Here is a 24,952-nt window from a genome sequence, read left to right as displayed (position 1 = left end):
CATCCGAACAATCACCGTCAGCCGGCCGTGACCCGCAGGTTGGCCAGCAGCTCCGTGCCGTCCGCGCGCACCGCGAACACCCGCCCGCCGCGGTGCCAGCAGGTCACCGCCCCGGCGTGGGCGCGCAGCCGGAGCGCGGGGTCGGTCGTCGCCCCGGGCAGCAGAGCGGTGAAGGCGGTCCCGGAGGTGCTCCCGACGGTGGCCCGCAGGCCGTCCTCGGCGCGCTCGGTGAACGCCCAGTGGGCGCCGTCGGCGCCGAGCACCACCGGGGGGCCGGTGACGGTCCGCTCGGCGCTGCCCCGGCCGGTCCAGCTGAGCACCGTCGTCCCGGGGGCTTCGCCCGGCCGGGCGGTCAGCAGCCGTCCGTCGGCGAGCGCCACCCGGTCGTCGGCGTCGTCCAGGTCGACCGCCGTGCGGGCGCGCAGCTCCCAGCCGGGCTGGTCCCAGCGCCACAGTTCGGTGAGTTCGGCGGTGTGGCCGCCGGCCCGGGTGTGGACGACCACGGCGCAGCTCGCGGGGGTGCGGGCGATCCGGCCCACCGCCTGCTGGTCGTTGCCGAGTTCGCGGTGGACGACGGTCGGGCGGGTGGCGTCGGTGTCGAGCACGGCGATGCCGTCCTGGTCGACGGTGAGCAGGTGGCGGCCGTCGTAGGAGGGGACGATCGCGCGCACCCGCAGGGCCGTCCACCGCTCGACCCGGCGGGTGGCGAGGTCGAGCCGGAACAGTTCGCGGACCGCCCCGTAGCGGGCGACCAGCAGCGCGGTGCCGCCGTGGTCGGCGACCACCAGCTGCTCGGCGGGCACGTCCCAGCGGGCGCGGGTCCGGCCGTCCGGGCCGAGCAGCCGTACGCCGGCCTGGCCGCAGGCCACCAGCACCAGGCCGGAGTCCAGCCGGGCCGCGTCCAGGACGGGCAGGGTGCCGGGGCGGTCGGCGGCGGTGACGGCGAGCGCCCCGCCGCGGCCGGGTCCGGTCCGCCGGGGCTTCGGCAGGTCGGCGGCGGCCAACGGGTCGGCGCGCTTCAACAGCCGGTTGTGGACGGTGCTTTCGGAGCGTACGGCGGCTTGGCCGGACAGTCCGCCGGTGCGCACCAGGGAGCGTACGGCGAGGGTGGCGAGCTCGCGGTCGAGGGCCGGGTCGGCGCAGCGCAGCTCGGCGAGGGCGGCGACGGCGGCCGCGCGCTCGGTGCGCGGCGCGGCGGTGTCCGGCGTCGTGACCTGCGGCCCGGCGCCGCTCGGCCCGGCGATGCTCGGCCCGGCCGCGGTGAGCGCGGCGCGGACCGGCGCCGCGACGTCCTCGCCGAGCGCGAGCAGGTGGACCAGCGCCCGGCCGCGGGCCGCGCCGCCGAGTTCGGCGGCCTCCCGGAGGTCCGGCAGCACGCCCGGGCGCAAGGTCTCGTCCGGCCAGGCCGCCTCGACCGCGCCCAGCCGGTCCCCGGCCCGGCGGCGGTGGTCCACCCACGCGGCACGCAGGTCCCGGGCGGCCGCCGGGTCGGTGGCGGTGAGCCGCTCGACGGCGGTGGCGAAGGCGCCGCGCCGGTGGGCGATCCGCACGGCCCGGTCCCGGTTCCCGGCACGCCAGTGCAGCCGGACCACCAGTTCCGCCGCCAGGCCGCGCCCTTCGGCGAGTTCGGCGGCCTGGGCGGTGCGGCCGTGCCGGTCCAGCAGGGCGACGGCCTCGGCGGGCGCGGCCATCAGGTCGGCGAGCAGGTACGCGGCCTCGTCGATCCGCCCGTCCCGTTCCAGGGCCTCGGCGGCTTCCCGGTAGAGGCCGGTCAGGTACTCGTGGACGGTCGGCCCGCTGAGCGGCGTCGCCATCGGCGCCCCGCCGCGCTCCCGGGGGCTGGGCCGCAGGGCGCCCGTGAAGCGCTCGGGCAGGCGCAGGGTCAGCAGACCCCGCTCCGGGCCCGCGTCGGCGCCGCCGGAGAGCTGGATCGCGTCGCGCAGGGCGTCCTCCCACCGGCGCTGCCGGAAGGACCGGGAGAGCTGGTGCAGGTAGCGGGCGTGGCGCTCCCGGAAGAGCGCCCCGGCGGGGCTGCGCAGGGCGAGCCGGGCCAGCCACTGGCTGCCCGGGCGCCGGGGCGGACGCCGCCGGGCGGGGGCGGCCGGGGCCGTTCCGGCCGCACCGACGCCTCCGGCGCTCTCCGCCGCCGCCCCCTGGGCGGCGCGGACGCGTTCGGCGAAGGCCGGGATCCTCGGCAGCACCAGCAGGGCGCTGCCGAGTGACCCGAGGAGCGTCAGCAGGAGCCCGCCGCCGAGGCTGCCGGCCACCAGGGCGAGGACGCCGAACAGCAGGCACAGTGCGAACGGTACGACGGACGCCCACCACGCCCGTCCGTCGACGGCGCCGCGCGTCGCCGCGGCACGGGTGCCGGGCCTGCCGGGCCTGCCGGGCCGCCCGGTGCGCCCGGCCGGACGGGCCCGGGAGCGGCGGCGGTACGTCAGTCCGGCGATCGCGCCGATCGTCACCGGAAGGACGATCACGGGCCCCTTGGGCACCCCCGTCGCCACGACCGAGGCCAGGAAGGACAGGCCCAGCGCGAACACCAGGCCGGTCACGACCCCGGAGATCCGGCGCGCCTTCGCGGCACCCGGACGCGGCCCGGCCAGCAGCCGCCCCGCCCGCCGGCTGCGCCCGGGGACGCCGGCCGCGGCGCGCAGGTCCACGGCGGCCGGGCGCGGCAGGTCCGTCCCGACCGGTTCGGCCTCGACGGGGGTGCCGACCGGGCCCAGTCGGTGGAGGGTGAGCCCGCCCAGGTCCAACCAGTCCGAGGGGTCCACGTCCGGCAGCTCGGCCAACACCTGACGCTCCGTCAGGTCACCTCTGGTGAGCACCAGTTCACCGGACCGGCCGGTCTGCCCCGGGCTCGTCGCCAGCGCCCCGCCGACGGCGTGCAGCGGCGCGCCGGGTGCCCGGTCGGTACGGGTCCGCACCGGCTCGGGCAGCTGCAACAGCCAGCGCCCGTCCGGCAGTTCACTCAGCCGGGCGCCGGACTGCCAGTGCGCGAGGACGCGTTCGGCCGCCTCGGCGACGCCGATCAGCGGCACGTCGAGGAGGAACCCGGCCGCATCGACGACCGGGCCGCCCGTCACGGGACCGCCGGTCGCAGCGCTGCTCGCCACGCGGCCGCCGGTCGTGGAACTGCTCATCAGTCGGTGCTCCTGATCACGGCGTGGGTGCGCCCGTCGGTCGCGTTCGCCACCACCACCCGGCCCGGGCGGGGTTCGGCGGCGATCAGCGGCAATCGGGGGTGGACGGCGGGGGCGGTCGTACCGCCGGAGAGCGCGGTGAGCGTGCGGACCGCGTCGGCCCGGACGGCGCGGACCAGCCCCGCGGCCCGGGTGCAGGTGATCAGGACGGGTTCGAAGCCGTCCTCGACCAGTCCGATCACCTCGCTCTCCCCCTCCCCGATGCGGATCCGGCGCTGCTCGCCCCGGGCCGGGCGGACCTCCCAGGTCCGCCCGTCCGCCGACCAGCCGACGGAGCCGCCGCCGTGCACCAGGTGCGGCGCCCCGGCCGCGTCGGCGGGCAGCCGGACGGGCGACAGCCGGGGCTCCCGCGCGAACCGGAACGGGTGGCCGCCCGCGGTGGAGACGACCGGTCCGACCTCCGACACCCGCCCGCCGCGCTCGATCCGGCGCCAGCGGCCGGCCACCGGCAGCACCAGGGCGTCGCCCTCGCGCAGCAGCGGCAGCACCGGCCGGGCCATCAGCTCGGCGAACTCCGGGGAGCCGATCTCCGGCAGGCCGACGGCCGCCGACTTGATCCGGTAGCCGTCGGATTCGCTCAACGCCCGTCCGCTGACGTGGAGTTCCAGCCGGTCGTTGCGCACGCACAGCACCAGCAGCCGCCCGCTGGTGCGCGCGGCCGCGATCACCGGGCCGAACAGCTCGTGGCGGCGCGGGCGAGTGGCACCGTCGGGGGCCCCTGCGCTCGACAGCGCCAGGGCGATCAGCACATCGCTGTGCCGGCCCCGGGCCAGCAGGGTGGCCGCGCCGGTGGTGAACGCGGGCAGCGCCCCGCCGACGGCGGGCAGTTGGGCGTCGAGCTGGGCGGAGGCCCGGAAGCCGCGGCCACGCAGGGCCCGGACCGCGACGCGCGCCGGGGGCAGCGGCAGCTCGACGGCCGACCCGCCGTCCACCCGGACCGTCACTCCGGCGGCGCCCTTCGCGCTCCAGCCCGCCTCCTCGCTCGCCACCGTGCGCCGCCGGGCGGGCAGCCGGGCCGCCAGCCGGGGCGAGGTGAGCAGCCAGCACTGCGCGGCCGGGTCCAGCGCCCGCTCCGCGTACCGGACGTCCTCGGGTTCGGGGTCGGTGTGCTGCCGGGCCTTGAGCCAGCGCGGCAGCAGTTCGGCGAGGTCGCCGCCGATCAGCCGCCCGGGCGGGTCCCCCAGGACGCCGACCAGCAGTTCGCTGCCCCGGGCCGCCGCCCGGCGGTGCAGCACGAGCAGCGCGGCCAGCTGGACCAGCCGCGCCGCGCCCGCCTGGGCCGGTCCGGCGTCCACCAGCACGACCACCTGGCCGCGGCTCTCGGGGGTGCGCAACTCGGTTTCCAGCTCCAGGAGTTCACCCTCGCTCCAGCGGCGCAGGAACTCCTCCGGGTACTCCTCGGCGAGCAGCCACTCGGCGGGCAGCAGCCGCTCCGGCCGTCGGCCGCGGGCCAGGCCGCCGTAGCCGTCCGGCTCGCCCTCGGATCCGGCGACGGGCTCCTGCGCGCCGATCAGGGCGTCCAGGCGGCGCAGCAAGGGGCCCAGCGCGGTGGCGAGTTCGGGGGTGAGCGCGGACAGCGTCCCGGCCCAGGGCGCGAGCGCGGCGGTCACGATCGACGCACCCGCGCCGGCCGCACGCACTGCTCCTCGACCCGGCCGAGCGCCGGTTCGTCCGGCAGCACCGTCCGCCCGTCCAGGTCCCCGACCGTCGCCCCGCTGCCCACGCTTGCGCTCCGCTCCACTTCGTACGGCTCCACCGTCCAGGCCCTCACTGCTCGTACACCCGTTCCGCACCGCTGCGCGGGGCCTGTCCTCCCGGCTCCTCGCTGCCGGGCTCCCCGCTGCCCGGCTCCCCGGTGCCGGGCTCCAAGAAGCGGTCCAGGTCCGCCGGGTCCCGGACGGGCGCCGGCCGGTCGCCGACCAGCGCGTGGCCGGGGACGAGGACGCACAGCTGCCCGTCCGCCGCCCCGAGCGCCACCCGCCACAGGGCCGCGCCGGGCTGCGGGCGGGCCGTGGTCGGGACCAGCACGCCGTCGTCCTCGCCCAGGTAGCGGGCGCCGTCGGCCCAGGGCAGGTCCGGCGCCTCGCCGAGGACCAGCAGCGCCGTCCCGTCGGCTGCCACAGCAAGCCTGTGCCCGGCCGTCAGCCGGGCGCGCGTCGCGCTCGCGAGGGCGGGGACGGCAGCGCCGAGGGCGAGGACGGCGACCGGTTCGAGCGGTGGTTCACGGCGCTCCCAGCGGAGCGGGACACCGGTCACGAGGGTGCGACCGCCACGCCCGCCGTGACCGCCACGCCGGACGTGACCACCGCACCCGCAGCGCCCACCCCACCCGCCGTGACCGCCGCGACCAGCCCGGCCCGGAGCCCGGTCAGCGGCGCCGGCAGGTCCGCCGGGTCGAACCCGGCGTCGATCTCGCGCAGCACGGCCTCCAGCCGCAGCCGGGAGTCCTGGCCGTCCGACAGCCCGCCGTGTTCGGCGAGCAGCGCGGTGCCCGTCCGCAGCAGGCGCTCGGCGCGGGCCGCGGTGCTGCGGGAGAGTTCCTCCGCGGTGTGCGCCAGGCTGTGGTTGGCGGCCCGGTCGATCAGGTCGGCGAGGGCCTCGCGGGCGAGCGCCTGGGTGTCTGCGGTGGGGGCGATCAGCGGGAGCACCCAGAGGTCGCGGGCGGAGGCGGCGGTGCGACCGTCCAGGACGGCGGCCGCGGCGACCAGGTTCTGCGAGCGCACGGCCCGCCGGTCGCTGACCGGGACGCCGGCCGAGCGCAGTCGGCGCAGCGCGGTGGCCAGCAGCGGGGTGACGGCGTCGAGGTCGCAGTGGCGGGCGGCCGCAGTCAGCCGGTCGAGGGCGCCGAGCAGGTCGCCGGTGACGGCGGGCGCGGCCGGGCGGCGGCCGGCCTCCAGGAGTTCCTCCAGCCGGCCGTCGGCGACGGGTTCGACGAAGACCCGGGCGAGGAACCGGTCGGCGAAGGCGGCCAGCGCCGGGTCCTCGGGCAGGTGGTTGGCCGCGCCGACGCAGATCCGCAGCGGACTGGCGAGCACGGTGCCACCGCGCCGGAAGACCCGCTCGTTGAGCAGGCCGAGCAGGGTGTTCAGGACGGCGGTGGAGCCGAGGAACACCTCGTCCAGGAAGGCGATCTCGGCCTCGGGCAGCATCCCGGCGGTCTCGAACTCGACCCGGCCCTCCCGCAGGCGGCGCAGGTCGACCGGTCCGAACAGTTCGTTGGGCTCGGTGAAGCGGCCGAGCAGGTACTCGAAGTACCGCCCGCCGAGCTGCGCCGCGACCCGCCGGACCGCCTCCGACTTGGCCGTCCCGGGCGGGCCGACCACCAGCAGGTGCTCCCCGGCGACGGCGCACAGCGCCACCACCTCGGCCACCGTCTCCCGCCCGACCATGCCCCGCCCGGCGGCGGACACGGCCGCGGCGACGAGCTCGGCATCGGCGGTCGGCAGCCCGTCCGCCGGCGGCGCGGCGGGCGGCACGTCGGCCCGGCCGGGCGGTACGTCAGCGGGGCCGGGTATCGAAGCGGCGGCGGAGGTCTCGGTCACGAGCACGGGAGTCTACGTTGCTCCGAACGCCCCTCACCAGCGGGTTTCCCCAGCAGCCGGTGCCTCCCCCGCCGTGGGGGCGCGGTGCAGCCGGAAGGCGTCCGCGAGGACGGCCCGGGCCAGCGCCCGGGCCGGGCCGCGGGCGGTGGTGCGCCCGGTGGTGAGGGCGAAGTCGGTGGTGCCCAGGTCCGGCAGGCCCGGTTGGTCGGGCAGCGGCCGCAGGCCCGACGGGATCAGGCTGCGGGCGTGCGGCACCACGCCGAGGCCGGCCAGGGCGGCGGCCCGGACCCCGGAGAGGCTGGTGCTGGTACAGGCGATCCGCCAGGGGCGGCCGTCGCGTTCGCAGGCCTCCAGGGCGCGGGCCCGGGTGATGCTGGGCGGCGGGTAGACGATGAGCGGCAGCGGCTGCGCCGGGTGGTCCAGCCGGAAGTCCTCCGCCGCGGCCCACACCAGCCGGTCCTGCCAGACCAGTTGGCCCTGGGCGTCGCCGCCCGGCGGGCGCTTGCCGAGGACCAGGTCGAGCCGCCCGTCGGCCAGCTGCTCGTAGAGCACGGCGCTGAGTCCGACGGTGAGTTCGAGGTCGACCTGGGGGTTGCGCCGCCGGAAGCCCCGCAGGATCTGCGGCAGTTCGGTGTGGACGAAGTCCTCCGAGGCGCCGAAGCGCACCCGCCCGCGCACCTGCGTCCGCGCGAAGTGGTCGAGTGCCTGCTCGTGCGCCTCCAGGATCGTCCGGGCGAAGCCGAGCATCTCCTCGCCCTCGCCGGTGAGCTGCACGGAGTGGGTGTCGCGGAGGAAGAACCGCCGGCCGGCGGCCTCCTCCAGCCGCCGCACGTGCTGGCTGACCGTCGACTGCCGTAGCCCCAGCCGTTGGGCGGCGCGGGTGAAGCCGCCGGTCTGGGCCACCGCGAGGAAGGACCTCAACTGCACCGGATCGAACATCCGGCCAGCCTATCCGCTGATATCACGAATCATGATGACAGTGAGTGCGGCCAGCGGGATTCCCACTCACCCGAACGGACGGCAGGCTGAGGCCGTCCCAGCCGAACCACCAGCGCGGAGAACCATGCCCCGCCCGAAGACCCCGATCCGCCCGAACACCCCGCTCCGCCTCCTCCGCTCCCGCCTGCGGATCGACCCGTTCATCGCCTCCCTGCTCGGCCCCGTGCTGGTCGCCGCCCTGCTCCCCGCCCGCGGCGCCGCCGCACCGGTCGTCTCGGACGCGGCCACCGCCGGGGTCGCCGTGCTGTTCTTCCTCTACGGCACCCGGCTCTCCGCCCGCGAGGCCTGGAACGGACTCAAGCAGTGGCGACTGCACACCACCGTGCTCGCCGTCACCTTCGTCCTCTTCCCCCTGCTCGGAACAGCCGCCCACCTGCTGGTACCGAGCGTCCTGCCACCCGAGCTCTACCAGGGCCTGCTGTTCCTGACCCTGCTGCCCTCCACCGTGCAGTCCTCGATCGCCTTCACCTCCATCGCCCGCGGCAACACCGCCGCCGCGGTCTGCAGCGCGACCTTCTCCAGCCTCTTCGGCATCCTCCTGACCCCGCTGCTCGCCGCCGCCCTCCTGCACACCAGGGGCGGCATCTCGCCGGGCACCGTACTGGAGATCGCCGAACAACTCCTCCTGCCCTTCGCCGCCGGCCAGGTGCTGCGCCGCTGGATCGCCCCCTGGACGGTCCGCCACCGCTCCGTCCTCTCCCTGGTGGACCGCGGCTCGATCCTGCTGGTCGTCTACAGCGCCTTCGGCGCCGCCGTCGTCGGCGGGATGTGGGCCACGCTCTCCCTGCCCCGGCTGGCCGCCCTGCTGGCGGTCGAGTCCGCGCTGCTGGCCCTGGTCCTGACCGTCACCCTGCTGGGCGGCCGCCGCCTCGGCTTCGACCGGGGCGACCTGATCGCGATCGTCTTCTGCGGCTCCAAGAAGAGCCTGGCCAGCGGCGTCCCGATGGCCGCCGTCCTCTTCCCCGGCGCGGCGGCCGGGCTGATGGTGCTGCCGCTGATGCTCTTCCACCAGCTGCAGCTGATGGTCTGCGCCGTGCTCGCCCGCCGCTGGGCCGCCCAGGCCCCGGCCGCCGAGGCGAGCCGCCCGGACGAGGCTCTCGCCCGGGCCTGATCTCCGCCGGGGCCCCACGACCAGGACAGCAGGAAAAATCCAGGTGCCCCGCCCACCCCTCGTCCCTACGCTTCCGCCATGGACAGCACCGGGGCCGAGCGGCTCCTGAACGTCGTGGACATCGAGGCCACCTGCTGGGCCCGCGGCGAACCGCAGGGCGCGGTCAGCGAGATCATCGAGATCGGGCTGACCGTCGTCGACCTGACCACCGCGGAACGCCTCGCCCGGCACCGGATCCTGGTACGCCCCGCCCGGTCCACGGTCAGCGAGTTCTGCACGGAGCTGACCGGCCTCACCCAACAGGAGGTGGACGGCGGGGTCAGCTTCGCCGAGGCGTGCCGGCTGCTGGCGACCGAACACCACGCCGGGTCCCGCCCGTGGGCCAGTTGGGGCGACTACGACCGCAACCAGTTCACCCGGCAGTGCCAGTCCACCCGGACGCCTTATCCCTTCGGCCGAAGCCACACCAACGCCAAGATCGTCTTCACCGAGGCGTACGGCCTGCGCAAACGCCCCGGCATGGCGCAGGCCCTGGAGCTCGCCGGGCGGCGACTCGAAGGCCGTCACCACCGCGGCGAGGACGACGCCTGGAACATCGCCGCCCTCGTCCTCCACCTGTCCGAGCGGGGCGTCTGGCCGGATCCGTTGCCGACCGCGCCCTCCTCCTTCGGCCGGGAGCGGGACTGACGGGCCTCCGGGTCGTGCAGGATGGTGGCGGTCACACCGCCGAACCCCTCCTGAGGTGCCGCGGTCCGGGGAGCTCTGGTTCGATGGGTGCCGTCGCCACCGCCGCCCGCGAGGAGCAGGACCCTGAGTACGTCGTTCGCCGAAGCGCTGTCCGTCGGCCTGCTGGTCCTGGTGCTGGTCGGTGCGGTGGCCCGGCCGTGGGGGTGGCCGGAGGCGGTGGTCGCGGTGCCGGCGGCGGGGCTGGTGGTCGCCACCGGGGCGATCCCGTGGGCGCACGCGGTGGCCGAGGCGGAGCGGCTCGGGCCGGTGATCGGGTTCCTCGCGGCCGTGCTGGTGCTGGCGAAGCTGTGCGACGACGAGGGGCTGTTCCGCGCCTGCGGGGCGTGGATGGCCCGCACCGCGGCCGGAAGTCCGCGCCGGCTGCTGGCGCAGGTGTTCGTCGTCGCGTCGGTGGTCACGGCGGTGCTCAGCCTGGACGCCACCGTGGTGCTGCTGACGCCGGTGGTGTTCGCCACCGCCGCCCGGCTCGGCGCCCGCCCCAAGCCGCACCTGTACGCCTGCACCCACCTGTCCAACACCGCCTCGCTGCTGCTGCCGGTCTCCAACCTCACCAATCTGCTGGCCCTCACCGCCAGCGGACTCAGCTTCACCCGCTTCGCCGCCCTGATGGCGCTGCCCTGGCTGGCGGCGATCGCCGTCGAGTACGCGGTGCTGCGCCGCTTCTTCGCGACCGACCTGGAGCCGGGCACCGCGCCCGACACCGAGGTGGCGGCACCGCAGATGCCGCTGTTCGCCCTGCTCACCGTGGCGGGCACGCTGGCCGGCTTCGTGCTGACCTCGGTCATCGGCATCGATCCGGCCTGGGCGGCCGCCGCCGGCGCCCTGGTGCTGGCCGTCCGGGCGCTCGCCCGGCGCCGCACCTCCCCGGCGGCGATCCTGCACTCGGCCGCCGTGCCGTTCCTGGCCTTCGTCCTCGCGCTCGGCATCGTGGTCCGGGCGGTGGTCGACAACGGGCTGGCCTCCGCGCTCGGGCACCTCGTCCCGGCCGGCACCTCGCTGCCCGCCCTGCTGGGGGTCGCGGCGCTGGCGGCCGTCCTGGCGAACGTCATCAACAACCTGCCCGCCACCCTGGTGCTGCTCCCGCTCGCCGTCCCCTCCGGCTCCGGCGCGGTGCTGGCCGTGCTGCTGGGGGTGAACATCGGCCCCAACCTCACCTACGCGGGCTCGCTGGCCACCCTGCTGTGGCGGCGGATCGTCCGCGAGCACGACACCGAGATCGGCCTGGGCGAGTTCACCCGGCTCGGGCTGCTCGTCGTCCCCGCGGCCCTGACGCTGTCCGTGGTGGCACTGTGGGGGTCCCTGCAGATCATCGGAGTCTGAGCACGAGGAGGCCGACACCGTGACCGTCGTCGTCTGGATCGCCGAAGGCACCTGGCCCGCCTGCGTCGACGCCGCCCGCGTCCACGCGCCGCAGGACGCCGAGCTCGTCCTGCTGCACGTCAGCGGCCAGGACGTCCCCGGCGTCGCCCACGGCGCCTTCGCCGGCCTGCTGGGGCGCGGCCACCGCGAGCGCGACCCCGGCGACCAGGTGGAACGCCTCGCCGCCGCCTCGGGGCGGCACCTCCTGGACGCCGCCGCCGACCGGCTCGGACGGCCCTGCACCCGGGTGGAGCGCAGCGGCCGCACCGAGCGCGAGGTGGTCGCCGCGGCGGAGGGGGCCGAGCTGCTGGTCCTGGCCCGGGACGGCGACCGCACCCGGCTGGGGCCCCACAGCCTCGGGCCGGCCACCCGCTTCGTCGTCGACCACGCCCCCTGTCCCGTCCTGCTGGTCTGGCCGGAACCGGCGCCGGGGGCCGACACCCTCCCCCCGCCCCCGCCGAACCTCCGACACTAGGGTCGTCCGCCTTCGAACTCCCTTCGGACGGAGCGGCGTTGGGGCGCTCCCGACGGAAGGCCGGGGAGGCCTCGGGCCGCACGTGGGAGTGCGCAGCCGGAGGCCGCGACCCGTGGCCGCGCCGCCGCGGGGCGACCGGTTCGTGCTCACGCGAACCCCACGCGATCTCCGCAGAAGCCCCGCGCCGGACCGGTGTCGCGAGCGGGGCCGACCTGCGTAGGCTCCGCAGACACCCGGCACGGCACGCGGGCACCTACGGAAGATCGAATGAGTTACTGCACGCTCTGCCAACGACACCTCAACGGCGCGCTCTCCTGCCCAGGCTGCGGGCGACCGCAGGAGGCGCTCCCCCAGCAGGAGCCCGAACGCCCGGTCCCGGCCGCGCCCACCGCGGCCCCCGCACCCCGGAGGGCCCGGCGGCGGACGAGCCGGCGGCGCGGCGCCCTGGTCGGCCTGGTCGCGCTCGGCGCGGCGGCGGGCGGACTGGCCACCGCGGTGGTCGCCTTCGGCGAGGGCGACGGCTCTGCGGTTCCGCTCCCCCCGGGCGGTACGACGGCGTCCGCGTCGGTGGTCGCGCCGTCCACCCGAGGGACCGTCAGCGCTCCCCCGACGGCGTCGGCGGAGCCGAGCAGGGCGAGCTCCCCGGCGCAGCCGTCGGTCACCGCCACCCGGCCCGGCGCGTCGCGGACGACCGCCGCCCCGTCCCGCCAGGCGGCCCCGGTCGAGCCGTCCGCGCCCCAGCCCGCGCAGCCCACCCCGGCGCCGCCCACCCGGCCCGCGCCCGGCCCGACCGCGCCCACGCCGACGCCGACCTCCACGCCGACACCGTCCTGCAAGCCGGTCCTGTTCTGGTGCGCCTGAGCCTTCGGGCCCGGTCGGCGGCCATCACGGCGGAGCGGGCCCGCCCCCGGACCGGACGGGCGGCCTGGTGCGCCCGGCCGGTCCGGCCCCACTGCCCCGTACGCCTCCCCGGGAGCCGGAATCCGTGATCGGCCCGCTCGCCGGTTCACGTGCCCCCGCTATAGTGCGAGCACCCCCGATCCCTCCCGCCCGGGAAAGCTCCGGCGCGCAGGGATGACTTTCGTCATCTCGGGCCGGTGACACGGCGACACTGCCGCGCGCGGTCACCGGACGGGAGTCTGGTGACCATGGCAACGACACAGGCGGTGCTGACGGCCGAAGGGCTGCGGTACCGGTACGGAGAGACGCTCGCGCTGGACGGCGTGGACCTGCGGGTCGGTCCGGGCGAGTGCGTCGCACTGCTCGGCCCCAACGGCGCCGGGAAGTCGACCCTGGTGGCACTCACGGTCGGCCTGCTCGCGCCGCAGCAGGGGACGGTGCGGATCATGGGCGGTGACCCGCGCCGCGCGGCGACCCGCCGCCGTCTGGGCGTGGCGCAGCAGACCCTGGGGTTCCCGAACACGCTGACCGTGGACGAGCTGGTGCGCGGTGCCGCCGTCCGCGGCGGGCTGCGGGCGACGGCCGCCGGTCCGGTCCTGGCGGAGCTCGGGCTGACCGAGCTGGCGCGCCGGCGGGTCTCCAAACTCTCCGGCGGCCAGCGGCAGCGGGTCCAGCTGGCGATGGCGCTGGTCACCGAGCCGGCGCTGCTGGTGCTGGACGAACCGACGGTCGGTCTGGACACCCGGGCCCGGCGGCACTTCTGGGAGGTCCTGGCGGAGCGCCGGGCGCAGGGCGCCGCGGTGCTGGTGACCACCCACCTGATCGAGGAGTCCGCGGCCCTGGCGGACCGGGTGGTGGTGCTCGACCGCGGCCGGATCCTGGCGGACGCGCCGCCGCAGGAGCTGGTGGCCCGGCTGCCGGACCGTACGGTGACCGTCCGGACCGGCCTCGACCAGGAGCAGCTGGAGCGGCTGCCGGGCGTGCTCCGGGTCGGCCGGGAGCACGAGCTGGTGACGATCCAGACCCGCTCGCCGGAGGACCTGTTGCGCGTGCTGCTGGATCTCGACACGGAGCTGTCGGAGCTGCGCGTGCAGGACGCCGGCCTGGCGGAGGCCGTGGTCGCACTCACCGACGGCCGTGATGACGCCTCGGAACGTACTCGGGAAGGCAGGGCGGCGGCGTGAACGTGGTACTGGGGCGGGTCTTCCGGTCCGAGTTGAGGGACGAACTCCGGTCGATCGTGCGGGAGCCCACCTCGTTGTTCTTCGGCATCCTGATGCCGGTCGGCTTCTTCGTCCTGTTCAACCTGCTGTACGGGCAGGGCGCCGTGCAGGGCCTCTCGGCCGGTACGGCGATGGTGGCCACCTTCGGCACCTACGGCGTGATCACCGTCGCCTCCCTGCAACCCGGGGTCGGGGTCGCCCAGGACCGGGACCTCGGCTGGCTGCGGATGAAACGGGTCTCCGCGGTCCCGGTCTGGATCAGCCTGGCCGCCAAGGCCACCGCCGCGCTGCTCTACGGGGTGGGCGTGCTGGCGCTGATGGGGGTGGCGGCCGCAGCCTTCGGCACGCTGCACGCCTCGCCCTGGGCGCTGCTGCGGGTGGCGGTGGTACTGCTGCTGGGCACCGTCCCGTTCACGCTGTTCAGCGTGGCGGTCGGCTTCCGGTTCCGCCCGGGGGCGGCGGTCGCGCTGCTCAACGCGGTGCTGTTCCCGCTGGCGGTGCTGTCCGGGCTGTGGATCCCGATCCGGCTGCTGCCCTCGGTCGTGCGGCAGATCGCCGAGTTCCTGCCCACCTACCACCTCGCCCAGCTCGGGCTCGCCCAACTCGGTGACGGCACCGCGCTGATCCACGTGCTCGCCCTGCTGGTCACCACGGCGGTGGCGGCGGGTGCGGCGGCGCTCTCCTACCGGCACGCGCGGATCTGAGGCGGCGGTGAGCGACTTCGACGGCGCCGCCTCCCGGTCCGTGGCCGAACGGCTGCGGACCTGGGAGTGGGTCTACCTCGGCTACCTGCTGTTCATGCCGGCGCAGCCGTACTTCTCGCCGGCGCCCGACCGGTGGGAGTGGCCGCTGGCGATCACGGTGTGCGCGGCCACGGTGCTGCTGTACGCCTTGGCCCTGCTGCGCGGGCGGTCGGCGTGGAGTGTCTGGGCCTCCGTGGTGCCGATGGCCGTGCTGGGCGCGCTGGCCACGCCGTTCAACGCCGCCGCGAGCGTGCTGTTCATCTACGCGGCGGCGGCCGCGGGCAACGCGCTGCCCTGGCCCGTCGCCCGGCGGTGGTTCGCCGGCCTGACCGTGCTGGACTGCGGCACCGCGCTGCTGTCGCAGGTGCCGCTCCCCTACCGGCTGTTGGGCTTCGCGTCGGCGCTCGTGATGATCTGGGTGGTCGGGCTGCTCGAACTCCGGCAGCGCGACCGGCGGCAGGAGGCGGAGAACCAGCGGCTGCGCACCTCGCAGGTGGAACTGCTCGCCACGCTGGCGGAACGCGAACGGATCGCGCGCGACCTCCACGACCTGCTCGGGCACTCGCTGACCGCGGTGGTGATGCGCGCGCAGCTGACCAAGGAGCTGGTGCTCGCCGACCCGCAACGGGCGCGCGCCGAGGCCGAGGAGATCGAGCGCAACGCCCGGGAGGCGCTGGCCGCGGTGCGCAGTACCGTCACCGGTTGGCGGCGGACCACCGTCCGCGCGGAGCTGGAGGTGGCACGGCGTACGCTGGCCGGGACCGGGGTGACCTTGCGGGTGAGCTGTGCCGAGGAACCGGCCCTGCTCGCGGCGACCGACCACGAACTGGGGCTGGCACTCCGGGAGGCGGTGACGAACGTGGCCCGGCACGCGCGGGCCGCCACCTGCCGCATCGGACTGGACACGGACGAGGAACGGGTGCGCTTGGTGATCGCGGACGACGGCATCGGCGGCGACGCCCCGGAGGGCACCGGGTTGACCGGGCTCCGGGAGCGGATCGCGAAACTCGGCGGCGCGGTGCAGCGCTCCGGCTCGGCCGGTACGACGCTGGTCATCACGGTGCCGGTGGCGGTGAACGGATGATCCGGGTGGTGCTGGCCGAGGACCAGGGCATGGTGCTGGGCGCGTTCGCGTCCCTGCTGGACCTCCAGGCGGACATCACCGTGGTGGCGACGGCGACCAACGGCGACGACGCGCTGGCCGCGGTGCGCGAGCACCGGCCGGACGTGCTGGTGACCGACATCGAGATGCCCGGCCGCACCGGTCTGGACCTGGCCGTGGAGCTGAACCGCCTGGGCGACCCGACCCGGGTGCTGATCGTGACCACCTTCGCGCGCAGCGGCTACCTGCGGCGCGCGGTGGACGCCGGGGTGTCCGGGTACCTGCTCAAGGACGCGCCGATCGGCGAGCTGGCGGCCGCGCTGCGCCGGGTGCACGCGGGCGAGCGGGTGGTCGCGCCGGAGTTGGCGGTGGCCGCGTGGGACGCCGCCGATCCGCTGACGGAGCGGGAGCGGGAGCTGCTGCGGGCGGTCGCGGACGGGGCCGGCAACGCCGCGATCGCGGCGCGCCTGTGCCTGGCCGAGGGGACCGTCCGCAACTACCTGTCCAGTGCGATGGCCAAGTTGGGCGCGCGCAACCGGACCGACGCGGCCAAGATCGCGCGCACCCGCGGCTGGCTCTGACCGGCGTCCGCCACCGGTGGCGGACGCGGTTCCGGCCGTGCCCCTACCGGTCGTCGTCCCTCCGGTCACGCCTCCGGTCGCGGCCACCGCCGTTGGTGGTCACGTACAGGGCGCCGAGCAGTATCCCGCCCACCACGCAGACACCGACGCCGATCGGGGAGCTGATCATGAAGCCGCCGACCACGAGCGCCGCGTAGACCATCGGCGCGGCGGCCCTGAGGTTCCTGTTCATCCGTCATCCTCCTTGGTTTCCATGTGGTTTCCTACCCCGGGCCGCCTCAGCCGAGCGCCCGGGCCATGAATCCCCTGATCCCGACCGCCACGGTGACCGCCAGGGCGAGCAGCAGCACCGACAGGTCCGCCCACAGCGGGATCGCCGACGGGGGTCCGGCCTGGGCCGCGGCCCGTAGGCCCTCGCTGACGTAGGTCAGCGGGTTGAGCGCGGAGACCACCTGGAACCACCTCAACTGGTCGAGGGAGGACCAGGAGTACTGGACGGACCCGGTGAACGTCAGCGGGGCGAGGACGATCGCGAAGGTGACGCCGATGCGGTCCGGCGACACGACCGTGCCGAGCGCCAGGCCGAGGGCGGCACCGGTCGCCGCGCCGAGGACCAGGACCAGCAGCACCCCCGGCCACCTCGTGGGCGGCCAGCCGGTGGTGCCCAGCACCAGGAACCCGACCGGCGCCATGACCAGTCCGGCGAACAGTCCGCACAGCGTGCCGTAGGCCAGCTTGGCGACCGCGACCAGCTCGCCCGGGATCGGTGCGAGCAGCCGGTCCTCGATCTCGCCGGACCACGAGAAGTCCATGATCAGCGGCATCGCGGTGTTCTCCAGGGCGACGAGCAGCGCGTTGAGCGCCATCACCCCGGGCAGCAGCGTCGCCCCGAAGTCGCCTTTGGTGTAACCGGCTTCGCCGAGCACCTTGCCGAAGACGAAGAACAGCAGCAGCGGCTGGACGATCACCTGGAGCAGGAAGGCGGTCGGTCGGCGGGTGGTGGTGTAGACGTCGCGCCAGAGCACCGCCAGGAAGGTCCGTGTCACGGGACCGACGCCGTCCCGGGGAAGCCGGTCGGCGCCTTCGGTCGCAGTGGTCACCGCAGTTCCCTTCCGGTCAGGCTGATGAACACGTCCTGGAGGCTCGGCCGGGCGATCGACAGGTCGACCAGCTCGGCCCCCCGGTCGGCGACCGCGCGCAGCACGTCCGGCAGCAGGGCCGACGGGTCCTTCTCGGTCCGCACCCGGAAGTACCGGCTGCCGCCGCTCCCCTGCGGCGCGTCGTGCTCGACGCCGTCGGCGCCGGGCAGCCCGGTCAGCGCCTCCAGGATCCCGGCGCTCGGCACCTGCCCGCCGCGGACCTGCGCGGTGACGGTGGTGCCGCCCGGGAGGGCCCCGGTCAGTGCCCGCGGGGTGTCCAGGGCGAGCAGCCGGCCGTGGTCGACGATGCCGATCCGGTCGGACAGGCTCTCGGCCTCGTCCATGTCGTGGGTGGTGAGCACCACGGTGACGCCGCGCTCGCGCAGGTCGCGGATGCGCTCGTGCAGGAACAGCCGGGACTGCGGGTCCAGGCCGGTCGACGGCTCGTCCAGGAACAGCACCTCGGGCGCGTGCATCAGGGCCCGCGCGATGACGACCCGCTGCGCCTGGCCGCCGGAGAGCCGCTCGACCCGCTGGCCGGCCTGCTCGGTGAGCCCCATCAGGTCGAGCAACTCCTCGGCGCGGCCGGTCCGTTCGTCCCGGCCGACGCCGTGGTAGCGCGCGTGGAAGAGCAGGTTCTGCCGCACGTCGAGGGAGCGGTCCAGGTTCTGCCGCTGCGGCACGACGGCGAGCAGCCGCTTGGCGGCGGCCGGCCGGGCCACCACGTCGGTGCCGAGGACCAGGCACCGACCGGAGGTCGGGCGGATCCGGGTGGTCAGCACGCCGACGGTGGTGGACTTCCCGGCCCCGTTCGGGCCGAGCAGGCCGAAGACCTCGCCCCGCTCGACGGTGAAGCTCAGGCCGTCCACGGCCGCCGGGGCGTGCGGGTGGTAGCGCTTGACGAGTTCGCTGACGGTGACGGCGTGCGTCATCGCGTCGTCCTTCCTCGGGTGCCCGGACCGGTCACAGCCGACCGCCGCCGTCGACGAACCCGATCAGGTCCTCGATGCGGTCCATCGCGGTGACTCCGTGGACGTCCTCCACGGCCCGGGAGACCACGTGGCAGATCAGGTTGCGTTCCAGCTCGCCGATGCCGAGCCGGTACATGTTGAGGTACATCCAGTTGAGGACGACCCGGTACCGCTTGAAGGTGTGCCAGCCGCCGAGCTGCTCGGCCGCCGGGCGGTGACCGCCGAGCACCCGGTGGAACGGGCTGCGGTCGGACCAGGCGCTCCAGGTGGCGCCCCAGGCCTCCGGGTCGCCGTTCGGGTCGGTGTCGAGCGCCAGCTCGCCGGTGCCGATCAGCCCGTCGGCCCGGTCGCGGTAGCGCAGCAGGACGTCGAGGAGTTCGCCGAAGCGCACCGCGTCGTGGTGGTCCGCGGCCGCGGTGATCTCGACGACCCGCTGCCGGAAGGCGCCGGCGTTGGCCTCGTAGACCTGGTCGAAGCGGGCGCGCAGGCCGTCGGGGTTCTTCGCCAGGAAGGCGTCGGCGTGTCCGCGGTAGGACATGTACCCGTACGTCACCGGCGGGAGGAAGCGGTGCGCCGCCGCGATGAAGAGGTCCACCGCGAGGGCCGTCTTCGAGCCGCCGTCGCGGATCCGGTCGAGGATCCCGAACACCAGGTCGTTGCTGTCGACGTAGTAGTCGGCGAGCAGGTCGGCGGCGGCCGGTCCGCCGAGCACGTGCTCGCGCCGGTCGTACGGCTCCGTCCCGACGCTGTTGTCGGGCGCCCAGGGGGTCAGCGGGCCGCGTTCGCGCTCCACCGCGGCGAGCCGGACGTGCTCGGCGTGCGAGGCCCGCTCGTCCAGGACCACGGTCGACGGGTGCGCCCGCAGGTAGGGCTCCAGCACGTCGGCCACGGCGGGTGCGACGACGCCGTCGAAGACCTCCGCGCTCGCCTGGACCACGATCCGCACGTGCGGCCCGCGCCGCCAGTGCGGCTGGAAGTACACCCGCCGCGCCGCGGGGGCAACCTCCGCGACGAACGGGCGCACCGCGTCGAGCAGCAGATCGGTGCGGTCGGGCTCGTGGTGGAACACGTTCACCGTGCGCCACACGGTCTCTGTCATTCCCGGTCTCCTCGGCAGTTGAGCTCGATGACGTATTCGGTGACTCTGGGCACCCCCTGGTGGTCGAGGAGCGCGGCCTCGGGCCTCGGCGCGACCTCCTGGAACACCGCCGCGTTCGCCGGGTCCCTGGCCAGTCGCTCGAAGGCCAGGACGAGGGGTGGTGAACCGATGTCGACGTACACCGGCTTGCGGCTGCGGTCGCTCGCGACCGACCCGTCCGCGACGACGCCGGTCGGCAGCACGGACACGAAGAACCTCGGGGGCATTCCGAGTTCGGTCAGCCAGGTGGTCAGCAGGAGCAGGAAGTCCGGGTCGGACTGCCCGGCCGCGCGACACGGCAGCGTCCCCGGCTGGGCCACCCAGGTCGCCCGGCGGAGCACCACCCGGCCGATGCTCAGCCGCGGCGCGTGCAGCACCCGGCCCTGCCCGCTGCCGGCTGCCGCGTCGTGCTGGAGCGGCTGGTCGGGGCGCAGCAGCAGCGGGTTCTCGCCGAACGCCTCGACCAGCAGGGCCATGACCGGCGGGAACTGCCGCTCGTAGGAGAGTCCGCCGTGGACCGGCCTGACGGCCGCGCCGTCGTCGAACAGGGCCGGCAGTCCGTCGCCGTCCAGGCCGACGGTCAGCCGGGCGGGCGGCGGGTAGTCGAGCCGGTCCGGCAGGGCGGGCTCGCGCTGGTTGAGCGAGGTGGCCAGGGTCTGGGTGAACTCCGCGTAGGTCGGCGCGTCCGGGTACACCGCGTCGACCGGGAGCGGGTCGTCCCCGAGGTGGCGCAGCAGCCGGCGCACCTGCGACCGGGCCCGGCCGAAACCGGAGTTGACCGCGTTGACGATCAACTCGTCGGCGTCGCCCTGGGCGTAGACGGCGACCGAGCCGACCGGACGCACCCAGGCGGGCAGCGCGTGGAGCACCTCCTCGATCCGCCGCCGGTCCGGCAGCGCGCGCCGGAGGTCGGCGACCAGGTCCACCAGCCGGCGCACTTCCGCGACCGGGCTGGCGGCCAGGGTCGCGGTCAGCCCGGTCGGGTCGAAGGCGACGGCGGCGGGGTGCAGTCGCCTGGCCTCGTGGCCGTCGCGGAGGAGTTCGGCGTAGAACCGGTCGAACGGCACCGTCGCCCCGTCGCCGAAGCGCTCCCGGATGAACGCGGCGACGGCCAGTTTGAACGGCAGTGCGGAGTCGAAGACGGCGAGCAGTCGGCAGGCGAGCGCCAGGTCGTCCAGGGCCTCCTGCCAGGACGGCAGGCCCGCCTCGACCACGACGCCGGGGATGACCGACTGCTCGGTCAGCACGTCCCGCAGCTTGCCGGTGACGCCGACGCCGCGCAGCCGCTCGTGGAGCGCCTTCCCGAGGACGACCCGGTCGGCTCCCCCGGCATCGCCGTAGGCGCGCAGCTCTTCCCGGAGGGGAGCCAGTGCGGGGACCGTCCCGGCCAACTGCCCCAGCGGGTCGATCCCTTGGTCGTCGAAGTCCGGTTGGAGCAGGAGCAGTCCGCCGGCCACGAGGGAGCGCAGGTATCCGGCCGTCCGCTCCGGCGGCGCGGGGAAGCCCGCCGCCAGCGCGGCGAGGGTCGGGCGGGCGACCGCGGCGCGCAGGCAGTGGCGCAGCGCCGGGGTCAGCGGCAGGGTGAGGAGGTCCTCCGCCGGCGCCGGGCCGAGGAAGCGGACGGTGTCGCCCTCCAGGCGCGCACTGGGGTTGATCCGGACGGTCGGCTCGGTCGCGCCGGCGGCCAGCGGGGTGAGGACCGACAGGTCGAGATCGACGATCGACCGCGCCCGCTCGGTCGCGGCCCAGCGCAGGGCGGGCCCGTCCGGGACGAACCGGCCGAGGCCGCTGGCGGTGAAGGTGCTGAACGGGCTGGTCTTGACGGCGGCGCGGGCCGCGTAGGCGGCCAGCCGGATCAGCTCCTGCCGCCCGGGCCTGCGGCCGAGCACCTGGTGCAGGGTGGGGCTGGCGTGGGCGAGGCCCTGGTCGAAGCGGGGGTCCGCGCCGAGTTCGCGCAGCGCGGCGTCGACGGCTCGGCCCGCCTCGGCGTACACCGTCGGCAGCTGCGCCCGGTCGGCCCGGTAGCGGCCCAGCGCTCGACCGAACTCGGCGATGTCCGAGGAGAGTTCGGGGCCGAGGGCGGCGGCGGTCCGGGGGTCGGCGAGCAGTCGGGCGGGGTCGCGCAGCTGGTGCACGGTGCGGCGCAGCGCGACGAGCCTGGGCTTGGCCGCGGGGTCGCGCAGCTCCCCGATCACGGTGTGGCAGCGCTCGGACAGCGCCCCGGCGCCGCTGCGCAGTTCGGCGGCCGTACGGGAGAGCGCGAGCAGTTCGCGCCGCAGTCGCCGGTCGGCGAGCTGCTCGACCACGTCGGCGGGCAGGCCCGCGACACGTACTCCGAGGGTGGTGGCGTGGGTGGTCACGGGAAGGGGTGTGGGTGGGGGTTGAGGTCGGCCTCGGTCAGCGGGTGCGGCGCGTGGCCGAGCCGGTACGGCACCTCCAGCGGCCGGGACAGCCCGGTGGTGCGGCGGTTGCGGTGGCCGAAGGTCATGGACAGGGCGCCGGGCGCGATCACCTTGACGCAGGTCAGGCCGGCGGCCTCGTGCAGGGGCGAGGTCTGGTCGACGACCACGACGTCCATGCCGCCCGCCAGCATCCGGTCGACGGCCTCGGTGAGGTCGTCCCGCAGGTCGGTGTGGAGCGGCCAGGGGTTGCGGGCGATCACCTCGTCCCAGCCGGTCAGGCGGTCGCCGTCGAGCAGGAAGGACCAGCGGTCGAGGGCCTCGGGCGTCGCGTTGCCCAGCGAGTGGTCGGTCATGATCCGCACCAGTTCGGGATCGGCGGCCATCCGGCGGGCCCGTTCGGCCTCGGCCGGGTACCTGGCCTGCTCCTGTTCGACGATGGGTGCCAGTTCGCCGAGGGCCGTGAGCACGGCGGCGACCGGGTCCAGGGCCGAGCCGCTGGTGCAGACGACCTTCGGCCGGGTGTCGTCGCCGGTGGTGTCCTGGGCGAGCACCCAGAACGCGCGGATCCCCTCGGTCAGGGTGATGTCGAAGGCCCGCACCCGGCAGCCGGTGCGCTCGATGCGTTCCGCGAGGACCCGGATGCGCGGATCGGGCGCCCGGGCGAGGTCCACCTCGGGCACCGGCATCCGGGCGTACCAGGTCATCAGGAAGGCGTCGCGCTCGACGACTTCGAGGATCCCGTGCAGGATCGCCTCCTCGACGCAGCCGCCGAGCGCGCAGCCGTTGGAGATCTCGAAGGTGAAGGGCTTGTCCCTGCGGTCGTCGGGGCGGGCCCTCGGCTGGAACCGCGTCCGGTAGTACGCGTGGGTCTCCGGCACGAGCACCGGGCGGGCCCGGACGAAGGAGTACGCCCACACCCAGTCCACCACCGCGTCCTCGGTGAACGGCTGGTAGGCGCAGTCCGGCTCCCGGTAGCGCTCGGGAGCCAGCAGGCCGAGCGACCGCGGGTCCAGGGCGTCCCCGGCCAGGTCCGCGTAACTGCCGCGCACGGTGGTGCGCTTGCCCCAGGGCCACTGGCCGCCGAGCCGCTCCAGTGCCTCGGCGACGGCGGTGGCCCGGCTGGAGGCGAAGTCACGGGTGCGCCCGAACCCCGCCTCGCCCCGGTAACCGTACTCGGCCAGGACGGATTCGGTCAGCGGGACCATCGAGTCGCGCATGCCGCGCGGCGGGGCGACCACCCCGGTCTCGGCGTCCACGTAGAGCTCGGTGAGCCGGGCCTCGGAGAGTTCGCCGATCCGGCTGGCGCGGGCCCGCGGCTTGGGCCGGGGGACGGGGGCGATCACCGCCCGTTCCGCGGTGTCCTCGGGCAGCGCGCCGCAGACCGCGCACAGCGGGTCCGGGAGGAACGCGTGCCGGGTCAGCGACAGGTCGCGCAGGTCGAGGTACCAGCAGCGGTCCGTGGCGACGCCCAAGTGCAGCAGCTCGCGCACGGCCTCGGCGGCGAAGCCGGACAGCCAGGCCGACGGGCTGGTCGCGATCCGCCCGTCCGCGCGCAGTTCGGCCGTCCAGGGCGCGCGTTCGGGTGCGACGGAGCGCCAGGTCTCCAGGCACCGGGCGCAGCCGGGTTCGCCGGGCCGCACCAGCGGGCCGATCACGACCCGGTCGAGTTCGGTCCACACCGGCAGCCAGGGCTCGCCCCGTTCGTGCGCCTCGGTCCAGCCGCCGGTGTCCCAGCCGTCGCGCGCCACCACCAGCATCGACGGCGGGCGCCGGGCGATGGCGTCGGCCAACAGGCCCTCGCCCAGTACGGTGTCGCTCACGAGCCGTTCCTCCTCACCAGGTCAGCCGGAACTCGGGGCGCGGCCCGGCCGGGTGCTCGGTGCCCAGCTGCGCCACCAGCAGACTGCGCCTGCGCCCCTCCAGACCGAACCAGGCGTCCAGCAGGTGGGTGAGCACGTCGTTCTGGATCCGGCCGGCCACGCCCACGGACGCGGCGGCCAGGCAGGCCCGGTGCAGGGCGGCGCCGGCCGCAGCCTGCTGCAGGCGGTACCAGCGCGCACCGAAGCGCTCCTCGGCGGCCTCGGCGTCGCCCACCGGCAGCAGCCAGAGGTTCGCCGTGCGGGCGCCCTGCTGGGTCAGGGCTGCCAGCGCGGCCTCGCGGAGCCGCTGCCGGGGGTTGCCCTCGCCGACCAACTCCAGCCGGTGCTCGTCGGGGAGGTAGCGGTAGGCGCCGTCCGGGACTCCGGCCACGTCGGCGACGACGCAGTAGAACTCGACCAGACCGGCCGGCAGGTCCCAGTTCTCCTGCCGCCCGTAGGCGGTGAGGACGGTGGCCAGGGTGCCGATCGCCATGGTGTCGGCCTTGAAGCCGCGCACGGCCGCCCGGCGGTTGCGGGTGCCGGCCCGCAGGTCCGGCTCCGCGTGCGGGAGGCTGATCCACTCGCGCTCGGCCTCGGTCCCGCGCGCACCCTCTCCCTCTGCCTCGGTCCCGCCCTCGCCTCCGCCCTCGCCGGGGGGCGCGGTCAGCAGCGGCTCGGGGGCGGGGCGGCTCTGCCGGAGCACGGACGCGTGCGCGGCGAAGGCGCGTGGGAAGGCCGCCAGCGAGGGGCCCTCGAACGCGGTGGGCACCGGGGCGACCAGCTCGACCACGGCGTGCACCCCCTCCGCCCTCGGGTCCAGCCCCAGCAGCTCGGTGAGGTCGGCGTCGGGGAAGCACAGCCGGGCCGAGGCACCGTCGTCGGCCCCGACCACCAGGGCCTGGGCCACCTGGATGCCCGCCTCCAGGCAGGCGAGGCGGTAGTACATCTCGCCGTACTTGGCGGCCAGCCGCCAGAACACGTTGGTGTGCACCAGGACGGTGCCGGCCGGGCGGGCGGCCACCCAGCCGCGGTAGTCGCCCGAGCGCAGCCGCACCAGGTCGTGCCGGGCCGGGTCGTAGTAGTGGATGCCGGTCGGGACCTCCGAGTCGGGCCCGGCGATCACGTACCACTCGGCGCTGTACCGGGCGCCGCCCGATGGCGTCGGGCGGCGGGTCACCAGCCATTGCAGCGGGTCGTCGTCCGGGATGGCCTCGAAGCTGTCGGTGAAGGGCAGCATGTCCAGCGGGGTCAGCCACTGGGCGCGGGTGATGCCGCCGAGCTCGGCCAGCAGCCGGCCGAGCCGGTGCTCGGACTTCTCGGGCGGCCAGGGCAGCGGATGCCTCGGGGCGCCCGGGTAGCTCTTGACCAGCCGGGGCGGGAACGCCTGCGGGTCCGCCACCTCCGTCGGCGTGTGCACGGTGTCCTGGTAGCGGGTCGCCTCGTCGCTCATGGGCT

At 75.7% G+C, this 24,952-nt stretch carries 22 protein-coding genes; 9 read left to right on the top strand and 13 right to left on the bottom strand.

All coding sequences use genetic code 11. From position 1 onward, the window contains the following. Positions 1–17: 17 nt before the first annotated feature. From ACFY2K_RS17575 to ACFY2K_RS17550, 6 genes are read right to left on the bottom strand one after another with little or no spacing between them, the layout of a single operon-like run. Complete coding sequence (locus ACFY2K_RS17575) at positions 18–3,146, bottom strand: bpX6 domain-containing protein (protein ID WP_387712265.1); 3,129 nt, start codon at positions 3,144–3,146, stop codon at positions 18–20. Beyond that, complete coding sequence (locus ACFY2K_RS17570) at positions 3,146–4,816, bottom strand: hypothetical protein (protein ID WP_387712262.1); 1,671 nt, start codon at positions 4,814–4,816, stop codon at positions 3,146–3,148. Before ACFY2K_RS17570 ends, ACFY2K_RS17575 begins: the two co-directional genes overlap by 1 nt. Beyond that, positions 4,813–4,947 (bottom strand): hypothetical protein, encoded by a 135-nt coding sequence (locus ACFY2K_RS17565; protein ID WP_380523068.1) that lies wholly within the window; start codon positions 4,945–4,947, stop codon positions 4,813–4,815. The genes ACFY2K_RS17570 and ACFY2K_RS17565 overlap by 4 nt, the downstream gene beginning before the upstream one ends. Positions 4,948–4,973: 26 nt before the next feature. Continuing rightward, positions 4,974–5,462 carry a hypothetical protein gene (locus ACFY2K_RS17560; protein ID WP_380523067.1) on the bottom strand — a complete coding sequence of 163 codons (489 nt, stop codon included), beginning with the start codon at positions 5,460–5,462 and terminating at the stop codon, positions 4,974–4,976. Further along, the gene (locus ACFY2K_RS17555; protein ID WP_387712257.1) at positions 5,459–6,748 is read right to left on the bottom strand and encodes an AAA family ATPase; all 1,290 of its coding nucleotides are present in this window, start codon (positions 6,746–6,748) and stop codon (positions 5,459–5,461) included. The genes ACFY2K_RS17560 and ACFY2K_RS17555 overlap by 4 nt, the downstream gene beginning before the upstream one ends. A gap of 33 nt (positions 6,749–6,781) precedes the next feature. After that, entirely contained in the window at positions 6,782–7,687 is a 906-nt protein-coding gene (locus tag ACFY2K_RS17550) for a LysR family transcriptional regulator (RefSeq protein ID WP_375891069.1), read from the bottom strand. A gap of 124 nt (positions 7,688–7,811) precedes the next feature. Between ACFY2K_RS17550 and ACFY2K_RS17545 the strand changes: the two genes are divergently transcribed. The 9 genes from ACFY2K_RS17545 to ACFY2K_RS17505 all read left to right on the top strand — a co-directional run bounded on the left by ACFY2K_RS17545 (position 7,812) and on the right by ACFY2K_RS17505 (position 15,988). Beyond that, complete coding sequence (locus ACFY2K_RS17545) at positions 7,812–8,858, top strand: bile acid:sodium symporter family protein (RefSeq protein ID WP_387712254.1); 1,047 nt, start codon at positions 7,812–7,814, stop codon at positions 8,856–8,858. A 78-nt stretch (positions 8,859–8,936) separates the two neighbouring features. Then, positions 8,937–9,545 (top strand): exonuclease domain-containing protein, encoded by a 609-nt coding sequence (locus tag ACFY2K_RS17540; protein ID WP_380523063.1) that lies wholly within the window; start codon positions 8,937–8,939, stop codon positions 9,543–9,545. A gap of 123 nt (positions 9,546–9,668) precedes the next feature. Beyond that, entirely contained in the window at positions 9,669–10,925 is a 1,257-nt protein-coding gene (locus ACFY2K_RS17535; RefSeq protein ID WP_387712386.1) for an arsenic transporter, read from the top strand. A gap of 19 nt (positions 10,926–10,944) precedes the next feature. Next, positions 10,945–11,439, top strand: coding sequence for a universal stress protein (locus ACFY2K_RS17530; protein ID WP_375891064.1), 495 nt, complete (start codon positions 10,945–10,947; stop codon positions 11,437–11,439). A gap of 267 nt (positions 11,440–11,706) precedes the next feature. Further along, positions 11,707–12,300: a hypothetical protein gene (locus ACFY2K_RS17525; RefSeq protein ID WP_387712251.1), complete on the top strand. Its 594-nt coding sequence runs from the start codon at positions 11,707–11,709 to the stop codon at positions 12,298–12,300. A gap of 287 nt (positions 12,301–12,587) precedes the next feature. Beyond that, positions 12,588–13,523 (top strand): ABC transporter ATP-binding protein, encoded by a 936-nt coding sequence (locus ACFY2K_RS17520; RefSeq protein ID WP_387712248.1) that lies wholly within the window; start codon positions 12,588–12,590, stop codon positions 13,521–13,523. Beyond that, complete coding sequence (locus ACFY2K_RS17515) at positions 13,520–14,266, top strand: ABC transporter permease (RefSeq protein ID WP_380589257.1); 747 nt, start codon at positions 13,520–13,522, stop codon at positions 14,264–14,266. Before ACFY2K_RS17520 ends, ACFY2K_RS17515 begins: the two co-directional genes overlap by 4 nt. Positions 14,267–14,273: 7 nt before the next feature. Beyond that, positions 14,274–15,389 carry a sensor histidine kinase gene (locus ACFY2K_RS17510; RefSeq protein WP_387712244.1) on the top strand — a complete coding sequence of 372 codons (1,116 nt, stop codon included), beginning with the start codon at positions 14,274–14,276 and terminating at the stop codon, positions 15,387–15,389. Then, positions 15,386–15,988 (top strand): response regulator transcription factor, encoded by a 603-nt coding sequence (locus tag ACFY2K_RS17505; RefSeq protein WP_375891055.1) that lies wholly within the window; start codon positions 15,386–15,388, stop codon positions 15,986–15,988. Before ACFY2K_RS17510 ends, ACFY2K_RS17505 begins: the two co-directional genes overlap by 4 nt. A gap of 43 nt (positions 15,989–16,031) precedes the next feature. Here ACFY2K_RS17505 and ACFY2K_RS17500 read toward each other — a convergent pair whose 3' ends face one another. Genes ACFY2K_RS17500 through ACFY2K_RS17470 form a run of 7 tightly spaced genes read right to left on the bottom strand, consistent with a single transcriptional unit; the run spans position 16,032 to position 24,947 of the window. Continuing rightward, positions 16,032–16,220 carry a hypothetical protein gene (locus ACFY2K_RS17500; protein ID WP_380523058.1) on the bottom strand — a complete coding sequence of 63 codons (189 nt, stop codon included), beginning with the start codon at positions 16,218–16,220 and terminating at the stop codon, positions 16,032–16,034. 46 nt (positions 16,221–16,266) lie between these two features. Continuing rightward, complete coding sequence (locus ACFY2K_RS17495; RefSeq protein WP_380589252.1) at positions 16,267–17,088, bottom strand: ABC transporter permease; 822 nt, start codon at positions 17,086–17,088, stop codon at positions 16,267–16,269. Beyond that, positions 17,085–18,059 (bottom strand): ATP-binding cassette domain-containing protein, encoded by a 975-nt coding sequence (locus ACFY2K_RS17490; protein ID WP_387712240.1) that lies wholly within the window; start codon positions 18,057–18,059, stop codon positions 17,085–17,087. Before ACFY2K_RS17490 ends, ACFY2K_RS17495 begins: the two co-directional genes overlap by 4 nt. 31 nt (positions 18,060–18,090) lie before the next feature. Further along, on the bottom strand, positions 18,091–19,197 hold the full coding sequence (locus ACFY2K_RS17485) for a thiopeptide maturation pyridine synthase (RefSeq protein WP_380523056.1): 1,107 nt from the start codon (positions 19,195–19,197) through the stop codon (positions 18,091–18,093). Next, on the bottom strand, positions 19,194–21,596 hold the full coding sequence (locus ACFY2K_RS17480; RefSeq protein ID WP_387712237.1) for a lantibiotic dehydratase: 2,403 nt from the start codon (positions 21,594–21,596) through the stop codon (positions 19,194–19,196). Before ACFY2K_RS17480 ends, ACFY2K_RS17485 begins: the two co-directional genes overlap by 4 nt. After that, positions 21,593–23,458 carry a TOMM precursor leader peptide-binding protein gene (locus tag ACFY2K_RS17475; RefSeq protein ID WP_387712234.1) on the bottom strand — a complete coding sequence of 622 codons (1,866 nt, stop codon included), beginning with the start codon at positions 23,456–23,458 and terminating at the stop codon, positions 21,593–21,595. Before ACFY2K_RS17475 ends, ACFY2K_RS17480 begins: the two co-directional genes overlap by 4 nt. A gap of 13 nt (positions 23,459–23,471) precedes the next feature. Then, positions 23,472–24,947, bottom strand: coding sequence for a nitroreductase family protein (locus tag ACFY2K_RS17470; RefSeq protein WP_387712231.1), 1,476 nt, complete (start codon positions 24,945–24,947; stop codon positions 23,472–23,474). Positions 24,948–24,952: the final 5 nt, after the last annotated feature.

Source organism: Kitasatospora sp. NPDC001309, from assembly GCF_042896295.1.
Taxonomy (GTDB): Bacteria; Actinomycetota; Actinomycetes; order Streptomycetales; family Streptomycetaceae; genus Kitasatospora.
This window is presented reverse-complemented; position numbering and strand designations above follow the sequence as displayed.